Genomic DNA, 11,129 nt, shown 5'->3' with positions numbered 1-11,129 from the left:
ACCCCACCCGCCCACGCTCCCCCGCCCCGATGTCTCCTGCAGGCAACTGAGGCCTCCTTTTCAGGCCCGAATGTCACCTGTAGGACGCTGAGGACTCCTCCCACTTCGAAAGGACCCGCGATGACCCTCGTCGCCGGAGTCGACTCCTCGACCCAGAGCTGCAAGGTGGTCGTCCGCGACCTCGAGACCGGCGAGACCGTCCGCACCGGGCGCGCCTCCCACCCCGACGGCACCTCGGTGGACCCGCAGGCGTGGTGGGACGCGCTCGTCGCCGCGATCGCCGACGCGGGAGGCCTCACCGACGTCGCCGCGATCTCGATCGGCGGCCAGCAGCACGGCATGGTCGCGCTGTCCTCGGATGGCGAGGTCGTCCGAGACGCCCTGCTGTGGAACGACACCCGCTCGGCCGGCGCCGCGGCGGACCTGATCGCGGAGTTCGGCGCCGAGGCGCTCGCCGCTCGCACCGGCCTGGTGCCCGTCGCGTCGTTCACGTCCACCAAGCTGCGCTGGCTGCGCGACGCCGAGCCCGACAACGCCGCGCGCGTCGCCGCCGTCGCCCTCCCCCACGACTGGCTGACCTGGCGCCTGCGCGGCTTCGGCCCTGCCGCATCGTCCCCGCTCGGCCCCGTTCTGGACGAGCTCACGACCGACCGTTCCGACGTGTCCGGCACCGGCTACTGGAACCCCGCGACGGGCGAGTACGACCGCGAGCTCCTCATCGCCGCGCTCGGACACGACGCGGCCCTCCCCCGCGTGCTCGGCCCCGGCGAGAGCGCCGGCACCGGGATCGTCGACACGGCCACAGCAGGGACGATGCTGGACGTCGTCGTCGGACCCGGAGCCGGCGACAACGCGGCGGCCGGGCTGGGCCTGGGCGCCGTCGCGGGCGACGTGGTCGTCTCGCTCGGCACCTCGGGCACGGTCTTCGCTGTCACCGAGACGACGAGCGAGGACCCCACCGGCACGGTGGCGGGCTTCGCGTCGGCCTCGGGCGAGTACCTGCCGCTCGTGTGCACCCTCAACGCGGCGCGCGTCCTCGACGCGTTCGCGCGCGTCCTCGGGGTGTCCCACGACGAGCTGGGAAGCCTTGCCCTGGAGGCCCAGCCCGGCGCGGGCGGCGCGGTGCTCGTGCCCTACTTCGAGGGCGAGCGCACCCCGAACCTCCCCGACGCGACGGCCACCCTGTTCGGCCTGACGCTGCTGTCGACCACCCGGGAGAATCTCGCGCGCGCCGCGGTCGAGGGCATGCTGGGCGCGCTCGCCGACGGGGTCGAGGCGATCCTCGCGCAGGGCGTCTCGGCGCGCAGGCTCCTCCTGGTCGGCGGCGCCGCGCAGAACCCCGCGGTCCAAGCCATCGCGGCGCAGGTGTTCGGCGTGCCGGTCGAGATCCCGACACCCGGCGAGTACGTCGCCGCGGGCGCCGCAGTGCAGGCCGCGTGGGCGCTCACCGGCTCGCGCCCGGCGTGGACCGTGGACGTCGTCGCTGCTCCCCCCGTCGATCACCGACCCCTGATCCTCGAGCGCTACCGCGAGGTCGCGGGCACCTACACGGCCTGATCTCGGGGCACCCTCAGGGTGCCCGTCAGGGTGTCCCCTCATCCCCAAGGGGTAGACGGAACACTCCTTCTGGACGATGCGCGCGCAGGGTCACGCGAGCGATCCTCGAGTCATCAGCATTCCAGGGGGATCATCATGAGCCACGCGGTTCTTCACGAGCAGTACGTCGCCATCCAGCCACGCACGTCATCGCGCGTCGACCCGTTCGCGCCGCTGGGGACGACGACCCACGGCACGGCGCTGGAGCCGCTCGCCCCGCCCACGACTGGAGGCCCCGTCTCGTGGCTGCGCCACGTGGTCTCCGGAGTCAGCCTCGGCGTGCTGACGCTCGGCGTCCTCGCGGCCCTCACGGTGGCCGCGCTCAGCGTCGGCATGCTCGTCGTCGCGCAGCGCCTCCTCCACCTCGACTGAGCGGACCCCCACAGCGCCTCACCGGGCGCGGACGCGACCGCCGCCGTAAGGTCAGGAAAAGGGGGTCCGGTCGCGACCCGCGAGGAGGGCCGCGAGGTGAGCGTGACGTTCGTGCTGGAGGCGATCGTCGTCCTGGGCGCGATCGTGCTCGGCACGCGCGCGGGCGGCGTCGGCATCGGCATCTGGGGCGGGGTCGGCACGTTCCTGCTCGTCTTCGTGTTCGGCGAGGCGCCCGGCGAGGCTCCGGGCGCGGCCATGGCGATCATCCTCGGCGTCGTCACGAGCGCCGCGCTGATGCAGGCCGCTGGCGGCATCGACTGGATGGTCGCGATCGCTGCCCGCGCGATCGAGAGCCGCCCCAAGCAGATCACCCTCATCGCGCCGCTGACCGCGTTCCTGTTCACCGCCGGAGCGGGCACGGGCAACATCGTCTACCCCCTGCTCCCGGTGATCTACGACGTCTCCTACCGCAACGGCATCCGCCCCTCGAAGCCGCTCACCGTCACGGTCGTGCAGTCGGGCATCGCGCTCGCGGCGTCGCCCGTGTCCGCGGCCATGGCCGCGATGCTGACCCTGACCGACGTCGCTCCGTACAACCTGGGCCTCGCGAGCATCCTCGCGATCACGTTCCCCGCGTGCGTGGTCGGCATCATCGTCACCTCGCTCGCGGTGAGCCGGTTCGGAGGGAAGGACATCGCCGACGACCCCGAGATCCAGGCGAGGATCGCCGAGGGACGGCTCGCGCCGGCCGCGTCCGGTGACGGCAAGGCCTCCTCGGCGCTGACCTACACCGCCCGCGGCCGCAACGCGGCGCTCGCATTCCTCGCGGGCGTGCTCGCGATCGTGGCGTTCGGGATCTTCCCCGATCTGCGCCCGGGGGACGTCGACATGACGACCACGATCGTGCTCGTGATGCTCGTGGTCGGCGCGCTCATCATCGCGGTCGGCCGGCCGAAGGTGGACGAGGTCCCCGATCAGCCCGTGTTCAAGGCGGGCATGGTCGCGGCGATCGCGCTGTTCGGCATCGCGTGGCTCACGGCGACGTTCATCGCGGCGCACGAGGAGTACATCGTGACGACCGTCGGCGCCTGGGTCACGGACTTCCGCTTCATCTTCGCGATCGCGGTGTTCCTGGTGGCCGCGATGACCACGAGCCAGTCCACCGCCACCCGGACCATCGTGCCGATCGGACTGGCGGCCGGACTCCCGGTCGGCGTCGCGACGGGCATGTGGGCGGGCGCGCTCGGCGGCGTCTACACCCTGCCCGCGAACGGCCCGCAGATCGCCGCCGCGAACTTCGATGAGACCGGGAGCACACGCCTCGGAACGCGGCTCATCGACCACAGCTTCTTCGTCCCGATGCTCGTCCTGTGCGTCACGACCGTCGCGGTAGGTTCGATCATCGGAGCATTCTTCTGACCTCGCGCCACGCGCCCGCTCGACTTCGAAAGGCACCCACCATGACCACGTCCGACGTCCAAGCCACCGTCAAGGCCCTCATGCCCGGCGTGATCGCCGACCTCGAGGAGCTCATCGCGATCCCCTCGATCTCGTTCCCGGGGTACGACGAGAAGGCCGTCATGACGATGGCCGAGGTCACGCTCGCGAAGTTCCGCGCGGCCGGGTTCGAGGACGCGCGCTTCATGGACGTCCCGAGCGGCTATCCGCCGATCTACGGCGAGATCCCCGGGCCTGAGGGCGCTCCCACCGTGGTCCTGTACGCGCACTACGACGTCCAGCCCGCGCACGCCGCCCAGGGCTGGAGCACCGACCCGTGGACGCCGACCCGCAAGGAGGACGGCCGCATCTACGGGCGCGGCGCCTCGGACGACAAGAGCGGGCTCGTCACCCACCTCGGCATGATGCGCGCGTTCGACGGGAGGCCTCCCGTCACCCTGCGACTCATCCTCGAGGGCATGGAGGAGACCGAGAGCAACCTCGAGGCGTTCGTCGAGGACAACCCCGAGCTGTTCCAGTGCGACCTCTTCGTCATCTGCGACATGGGCAACATCCGCGTCGGCGACCCCGTCATGACGACCGCGCTGCGCGGTGACGTCGCGTGCGTCGTCAAGGTCACGACGCTCGAGCACCCGCTGCACTCGGGCGTCTTCGGCGGGGCGGCGCCCGACGCGATGATGGCGCTCGCGCGCCTTCTCACCACGCTTCAGGACGATGCGGGGGACGTCGCGGTCGATGGCGTCACCGGGGGTTCGTGGTCCGGCGCCGACCTGACCGAGGACGACTTCAAGGCGATGGCGGACATGCCTGCCGAGGTGTCCCTGATCGGAACGGGCACCGTCGCCGACCGCCTGTGGGCCAAGCCTTCGATCAACGCGATCGGCATCGACACGACGAGCATCGCCGAGTCCTCCAACGTGATCCACCCGACGGCGAGCGCGAAGGTGTCGATGCGCATCGTCCCTGGTTCCGACCCGAAGAAGGAGCTGGCCGCGCTGGTGGCACACCTCGAGAGCCACGCGCCCTGGGGTGCGAAGGTGGAGGTCACGCCCATGAAGGCCGCCCCGCCGTACGCCGTGAAGACCGACGGACCCGGCTACGCCGCGGCGCGCGAGGCGATGGCCGAGGCCTTCGGCAAGGCGTGCGACGAGGCGGGCTCGGGCGGCTCCATCCCCCTGCTCCAGACCCTCGAGGACGCGGCGCCGGGCGCGGAGTTCGTGCTGTGGGGCCCCGAGGACACCGCGCAGGCGCGCATCCACGCGTCCGACGAGTCCGTGGACCCCGAGGAGATCGAGCGCATGATCGTCGCGCAGGTGCTGCTGCTTCAGCGGCTCGCGGAGGGTTAGCTCGCATCCTCGGGCGCGAGGCTCACGCGACGCAGGAGCTGCGCGTTCGCCGCGACGATGATCGTGGACAGGCTCATCGCCACCGCCGCCGCAGCGGGCGGCATCACGATGCCGATCGGCGCCAGCGCGCCCGCGGCCAGCGGGATGGCGATCACGTTGTAGCCCGTCGCCCACGCGAGGTTCTGGCGCATCTTGCGGTAGCTCGCACGCGACAGCCTGATCGCGCTGAGCACCCCGCGCGGATCGGATGAGGCGAGGACGATGCCCGCCGCCTCCATCGCCACGTCGGTGCCCGCACCGATCGCGACGCCGACGTCGGCACGCGCCAACGCGGGAGCATCGTTCACGCCGTCGCCCACCATCGCGACGCGCCGGCCCTTGCTCTGGAGGTCGGCCACGGCCTTGTCCTTGTCCTCAGGCAGCACCTCGGCGTAGACATCGTCGATCCCGAGCTCCCGCGCCACCGCATCGGCCACCGCCTGCGAGTCACCCGTGATGAGCGCCACCGAGGCACCGCGGGCGTGAAGCGCGTCCACCGCGGCGCGGGACTCGTCGCGGACCGGATCGGAGGTGGTGAAGGCTCCCACGACCTCTCCGCCGACCACCACGTTCAACACCGCACCGCCCTGGCCCCTCCAGTCATGCGCAGCCTCGGCCAGCGCCTCCGGCTCGGCGACGTCGAGCTCCGCCAGCAACGCGGGACCGCCCACCGCGACCTCGTCGCCGTCGACCCTCGCCTTGACGCCTCGACCAGGCAACGTCGTCACGTCGGTGGCGGACTGAACGTGCACCCCGGCCTGCTCGGCCGCGGCCACGACCGCGCAACCGATCGGGTGCTCGGAGTCGGCCTCGACCGCGGCGGCGAGCGCCAGCAGACGATGCTCGTCCCACCCCTCGACCACGGCGATGCCGGTGACGCGGTGCTCGCCGCGGGTGAGGGTGCCTGTCTTGTCGAACAGCACCGCATCGACCGTGCGCATCTGCTCGAGCGCGCCAGCGTCCTTGATGAGGATGCCGTTGCGCGCCGACGCTGAGGTGGAGATCGCGATCACGAGCGGGATCGCGAGCCCGAGCGCATGCGGGCACGCGACCACCAGCACCGAGATCGCGCGGACCATGCCCGTGCCGGGCTCTCCCATCGCGAGATGCACGAGGAACGTCACCGCGGCAGCCGCGAGCGCGATGTAGAACAGCCACGCAGCCGCCCGGTCGGCGAGGCGGCGCGCGCCCGACCGCGACTCCTGGGCCTCGCTCACCATCCGCTGGATCCCGGCGAGCGCCGTGTCGTCGCCGATCGCAGTCACCCTCACCCGCAGCGAGCCGTCCGTCGCGACCGCGCCCGCCACGACGCGATCGCCCTCGCCCCTGCTCACGGGCGCCGACTCCCCCGTGATCATCGACTCGTCCATGCTCGCGGCGCCCGAGGAGATCTCACCGTCCGCCGGCACCCTCGCTCCGGGGCGCACCACGACGACGTCTCCGGCGGCGAGATCGCCGACGCTCACGTGCTCCGTGCGCTCGCCCGCGACGCGCTCCGCATCGTCCGGCAGAAGCTCCGCCAGCGCTTGAAGCGCGCCTCGGGCCTGCCCCACGGCCTTCATCTCCTGCCAGTGGCCCAGCAGCATGATGACGATCAGCCCCGTGAGCTCCCACCAGAAGTCGAGGTCCCCGAAGCCGAGCGTCGCGGCGAGCGAGGCCCCGAACGCCACCGTGATCGCGAGCGAGATGAGCGTCATCATCCCCGGCTTGCGATCGGCGATCTCGTCGCGCCACGCCATGCTGAGGAACGGCCAGCCGCCCCACGCGAAGACCACCGTGCCGAGGATCGGCGGTATCCAGCCGCTCAACGGCAGGTCATAGCCGAACCACCCCTCGACGGTGCTCGAGAACGCGAACACGGGGACCGCCAGCACAAGGTTCCACCAGAAGAGTCGGCGGAACATCTCGGCGTGGCCCAAGTGGTCGGTGTGGGCCGAGTGGCCGGCGTGCATGTCGTGGCCGGCGTGCATGTCGTGGCCGGCGTGCATGTCGTGGCCGGTCGCTTCCGGCGCGTCATGCTCATGGTGCGGCGTGGCGTCGCCATGGGCCATGTCGTGCTGCATCTGGTGCTGCATGAAGAACCTCCCAAGTGGGTCAACAACCACGGTAGAGATTCCATCCCGCTGGAAGGTCAAGCGAGGGACCTCCCCAGCGCTACGCACGGATTCCCCCGCGACACCCGTACGTGTCGCATCCAGACGCCGGGGCGGCGTCGGCGTGTCGAGCCTGGATCCGTGCGCAGTGCATGGCGTGGGTCGCGGGACACGCGAGGAGGGGCCCGGCCAGTCGGCCGAGCCCCTCCTCGTTCAGGCAGTCGAATGCGGTGCCGTGCTCAGCCCTCGACGCCCGCGCGCTGCAGGATGATCTCCCGCACGCGACCCGCGTCGGCCTGACCGCGCGTGGCCTTCATGACCGCGCCGACGATCGCGCCGGCGGCCTGGACCTTGCCGTCCTGGATCTTGGCGAGCACGTCGGGCTGGGCCGCGAGCGCCTCGTCCACTGCGGCCTCCAGCGCCGAGTCGTCGGAGACGACCTCGAGCCCGCGAGTCTCGACGACGGCGGTCGGCGAGCCCTCGCCCGCGAGCACGCCCGCGAGCGCCTGGCGCGCGAGCTTGTCGTTGATGCGCCCCGAGTCGACGAGCGACTGCAGCTCGGCGATGTCGGCGGGGGTCACGGCGAGCGCGTCGAGCGTGGTCTCCTGCTCGTTCGCGACGCGCGCGAGCTCGCCCATCCACCACTTGCGGGCGGCCTGCGGCTTCGCGCCGGCCTCGACCGTGGCGACGAGCAGCCCGATCGCGTCGGCGGCGACGACGTCGCGCATCTCCAGGTCGGAGAAGCCCCACTCGTCCTTGAGACGCGCGCGCATCTTGGCGGGGTGCTCGGGGATCGTGCCTCGCAGCTCCTCGACCCACTCGCGCGACGGCTCGACGGGGAGCAGATCGGGCTCCGGGAAGTACCGGTAGTCCTCAGCCTCCTCCTTGGAGCGCCCCGGCGTCGTGGACTCGGTGTCCTCGTGCCAGTGGCGGGTCTCCTGGACGACGGGCCTGCCGTCGCTCAGCAGCGCGGCCTGACGACCGGCCTCGAAGTGGATCGCCTTCTCGATGGCGCGCAGCGAGTTGACGTTCTTGGTCTCGGAGCGCTTGCCGAACGGCACCGCCGACTGGTCCTCGCCGGCCGGCGCCTTGGGGCGCAGCGACAGGTTGACGTCGGCGCGCACCGAGCCCTGGTCCATGCGGCCGTCGGAGATGCCGAGCCCGCGGACGATGTCGCGGATCGTCGCGACGTAGGCGCGGGCGACCTCAGCGGTGCGCTCCCCCATGCCCTCGATCGGCTTGGTGACGATCTCCACGAGCGGGACGCCGCCACGGTTGTAGTCGACGAGCGAGTAGTCGGCGCCCTGGATGCCGCCGGAACCACCCACGTGGGTGTTCTTGCCGGCGTCCTCCTCCATGTGCGCGCGCTCGATGCCGATCTCCACGACCGTCCCGTCGTCCAGGACAACGTCGAGCGAGCCCTCGTAGCAGGTCGGCTCGTCGTACTGAGAGATCTGGTAGTCCTTCGCCAGGTCCGGGTAGAAGTAGTTCTTCCTGGCGAAGCGGCTGGACTCGCGGATCGAGCAGCCGAGCGCGAGGCCCAGCCGGATCGCGGACTCGACTGCCTTCTCGTTGGTCACGGGCATGGAACCGGGAAGCCCCAGGCAGACGGGGCACACCTGGGTGTTCGGCTCGGCGCCGAACTCGTTGGCGCAGCCGCAGAACATCTTGGTCTTCGTGTTGAGCTCGACGTGGACCTCGATGCCGAAGACCGGGTCGAAGTCCTCCATGGCCTCGGCGTAGCTCAGGGACTGGGCGCTCACTCGGCCACCTCCAGCTCGGGGGCCTGCGCGGTCAAGGCGCCACCCCACTCCTCGGTCAGCGATGCCTCGAGGGCGGCGCCGACACGGTACAGGCGGGCGTCCTCGTGCGCGGGCGCGAGGATCTGGAATCCGACGGGCAGGCCGTCCTCGGGCGCGATGCCCGAGGGGAGCGACATGCCGGGGATGCCCGCGAGGTTCGCGGGGATGGTGGCGACGTCGTTGAGGTACATCGCCAGCGGGTCGTCCAGGCGCTCGCCGAGCTTGAACGGCGTGGTGGGCGTCGTGGGCGAGACGAGCACGTCGGCGGACTCGAACGCGGCCGCGAAGTCGCGCTGGATGAGCGTGCGCACCTTCTGCGCCGAGCCGTAGTAGGCGTCGTAGTAGCCGGCCGAGAGCGCGTAGGTGCCGAGGATGATGCGGCGCTTGACCTCGTCGCCGAAGCCGGCGGCGCGGGTTGCGAGCATCGTCTTCTCTACCGTCTCCTTCTCGACGCGGAGGCCGAAGCGCACCGAGTCGAACTTGGCGAGGTTCGAGGACGCCTCCGACGGCAGGATCAGGTAGTACGCGGCGAGCGCGAACTCGAAGGACGGGCACGAGACCTCGACGATCTCGGCGCCCATCGCCTTGAGGCGCTCGAGCGCCTCCTCGAAGCGCTGTTCCACGCCGGCCTGGTAGCCCTCGCCCGACAACTCCTTGATGACGCCGACCTTCACGCCGGTGAGGTCCTTCGTCGCGCCCTGCATGGCGGCCTCGACACAGGCCGGGACAGGCTCGTCGAGGCTCGTCGCGTCCTTGGGGTCGTGACCGCCCATGACCTCGTGCAGCAGCGCGGTGTCGAGCACGGTGCGACCGCACGGCCCGAGCTGGTCGAGGGACGACGCGAGCGCGATCGCGCCGAAGCGCGAGACGCCGCCGTACGTGGGCTTGACGCCCACGGTGCCGGTGACCGAGGCGGGCTGGCGGATCGAGCCGCCGGTGTCCGAGCCGATCGCGAGCGGGGCCTCGAACGACGCGAGCGCCGCGGCCGAGCCTCCGCCCGAGCCGCCGGGGATGCGGTCCAGGTCCCACGGGTTGTGGGTGGGGCCGTAGCCGGAGTGCTCGGTGGAGGAGCCCATCGCGAACTCGTCCATGTTGGTCTTGCCGAGGATCGGCATGCGCGCGGCCTTGAGGTTCGCGGACACCGTCGAGTCGTACGGCGGGATCCAGCCCTCGAGGATCTTGGAGCCGGCCGTCGTGGGCAGGCCCTCGGTGACGAGCACGTCCTTCACCGCGATGGGCACGCCGGCCAGCGCGGGAAGCTCGACGCCTGCGGCGCGGTCCTCGTCCACCTTGCGGGCGGTCGCGAGCGCACCCTCGGGGTCGAGGTGGAGGAACGCGTGGATGGGGCCGTCAACGGCGGCGATGCGGTCCAGGTGCGCCTGCGTCAGCTCGACGCTCGTGACCTCTCCGGCCTTGAGGGCCGCGGCCATCTCGGCGGCCGTCCTGCGGGTCCAGTCGGTCATGCTTCCTCCCCCAGGATCTGCGGGACGCGGAAGCGGCCCTCGTCGGCCTCGGGGGCGGCGGCGAGCGCGCGCTCCTGCGGCAGCGACGGCCTGACCTCGTCGGGTCGGTGGACGTTCGACATCGGGATGGGGTGGGAGGTGGCGGGCACGTCCGTGCCTGCGACCTCGGCGACCTTGGCCACGGCATCGACGATGGCGGACAGCTGGCCCGACAGGCGGTCCAGATCGTCGTCCGTCATGTCGATGCGCGCGAGCGCGGCCAGCCGCGCCACGTCAGAGCGTTCGAGGGATGACATGCGGCCAGTCTAGTGGCGCGCACGGACATCGCCGGGGCCGAGCGGTCAGCCCCGCTCGCGCGACGTCACGGCTCCCACGAGTACCCCAGGAGCCGGGCGCCGGGCGGCTCCGCCGACGCATCGTCCGCGCGCCGTTGCGCCTCCTCCGGGGACATCCTCTCGGCCTTCTCATGGTCGACGAGCCAGTCCAGGTCGGGCCGACGCTGGAAGCCCATCGCCTCGTACAGACGATGCGCCGCATGCATCGTCTCGAGGGTGGACAGGACGATGCGGGCGGCTCCCAGGGAGACCGCCTCGTCGAGCGCATAGCGGGTGAGCGCTCGACCGATCCCGCGGCCGCGTTCGAGCGGCGAGACGGCGAGCATCCGCAGCTCGTACTCGCCGTCCGTGGCGAGCTCGGTGAAGCGGCTTCCCGGCGGGACGAGCGTCACCGTGCCGACCGCGGCGCCCTCGCCGTGCTCTCCGTCGGCGAGCATCAGGAGGATCGCGTCAGCGGCGCGCGTGTGGGCGTCGCGCAGCTGCGGCACGTACGGATGCGACTGGTCGACGAGCCCATCGGAGAGGTACGCCAGCGCGGTGAGGGCGCCGATCTCGGCGAGTCGGGAGGTCTCGTCTGGTGCGACTGCGCGCACGAAGTACGTCATGCGGTCGCCTCCTTCCGGGG

Annotated in this window: 9 protein-coding genes; 4 read left to right on the top strand and 5 right to left on the bottom strand. The window is 71.6% G+C overall.

Annotation, left to right across the window (positions count from 1 at the left end; genetic code table 11):
• Positions 1-120 precede the first annotated feature (120 nt).
• The 4 genes from xylB (at position 121) to AOP78_RS03530 (ending at position 4,772) form a co-directional block, all read left to right on the top strand.
• Positions 121-1,557, top strand: a complete 1,437-nt coding sequence (xylB, locus tag AOP78_RS03545; RefSeq protein ID WP_062201596.1) for a xylulokinase — start codon at positions 121-123, stop codon at positions 1,555-1,557.
• Positions 1,558-1,692: 135 nt separating this feature from the next.
• On the top strand, positions 1,693-1,968 hold the full coding sequence (locus tag AOP78_RS03540; RefSeq protein WP_062201595.1) for a hypothetical protein: 276 nt from the start codon (positions 1,693-1,695) through the stop codon (positions 1,966-1,968).
• Between the two features lie 96 nt (positions 1,969-2,064).
• Positions 2,065-3,387 carry an anaerobic C4-dicarboxylate transporter family protein gene (locus tag AOP78_RS03535; RefSeq protein ID WP_062201593.1) on the top strand — a complete coding sequence of 441 codons (1,323 nt, stop codon included), beginning with the start codon at positions 2,065-2,067 and terminating at the stop codon, positions 3,385-3,387.
• Between the two features lie 41 nt (positions 3,388-3,428).
• Entirely contained in the window at positions 3,429-4,772 is a 1,344-nt protein-coding gene (locus tag AOP78_RS03530; RefSeq protein ID WP_062201591.1) for a M20/M25/M40 family metallo-hydrolase, read from the top strand.
• On the opposite strand, the gene AOP78_RS03525 is transcribed toward AOP78_RS03530, so the two are convergent.
• The 5 genes from AOP78_RS03525 to AOP78_RS03505 form a co-directional block, all read right to left on the bottom strand.
• Positions 4,769-6,886, bottom strand: coding sequence for a heavy metal translocating P-type ATPase (locus AOP78_RS03525; protein WP_083979753.1), 2,118 nt, complete (start codon positions 6,884-6,886; stop codon positions 4,769-4,771). The two genes, AOP78_RS03530 and AOP78_RS03525, sit on opposite strands and share 4 nt — an antisense overlap.
• Before the next feature lie 257 nt (positions 6,887-7,143).
• The gene (gatB, locus tag AOP78_RS03520) at positions 7,144-8,667 is read right to left on the bottom strand and encodes an Asp-tRNA(Asn)/Glu-tRNA(Gln) amidotransferase subunit GatB (protein ID WP_083979751.1); all 1,524 of its coding nucleotides are present in this window, start codon (positions 8,665-8,667) and stop codon (positions 7,144-7,146) included.
• Complete coding sequence (gene gatA / locus AOP78_RS03515) at positions 8,664-10,169, bottom strand: Asp-tRNA(Asn)/Glu-tRNA(Gln) amidotransferase subunit GatA (RefSeq protein ID WP_062201589.1); 1,506 nt, start codon at positions 10,167-10,169, stop codon at positions 8,664-8,666. The genes gatB and gatA overlap by 4 nt, the downstream gene beginning before the upstream one ends.
• Positions 10,166-10,465: an Asp-tRNA(Asn)/Glu-tRNA(Gln) amidotransferase subunit GatC gene (gene gatC / locus AOP78_RS03510; RefSeq protein ID WP_062201587.1), complete on the bottom strand. Its 300-nt coding sequence runs from the start codon at positions 10,463-10,465 to the stop codon at positions 10,166-10,168. Before gatC ends, gatA begins: the two co-directional genes overlap by 4 nt.
• Before the next feature lie 65 nt (positions 10,466-10,530).
• On the bottom strand, positions 10,531-11,109 hold the full coding sequence (locus AOP78_RS03505) for a GNAT family N-acetyltransferase (RefSeq protein WP_083979749.1): 579 nt from the start codon (positions 11,107-11,109) through the stop codon (positions 10,531-10,533).
• Positions 11,110-11,129: the final 20 nt, after the last annotated feature.

Origin of the sequence: Demequina salsinemoris (assembly GCF_000974805.1) — a bacterium.
Taxonomy (GTDB): Bacteria; Actinomycetota; Actinomycetes; order Actinomycetales; family Demequinaceae; genus Demequina; species Demequina salsinemoris.
This window is presented reverse-complemented; position numbering and strand designations above follow the sequence as displayed.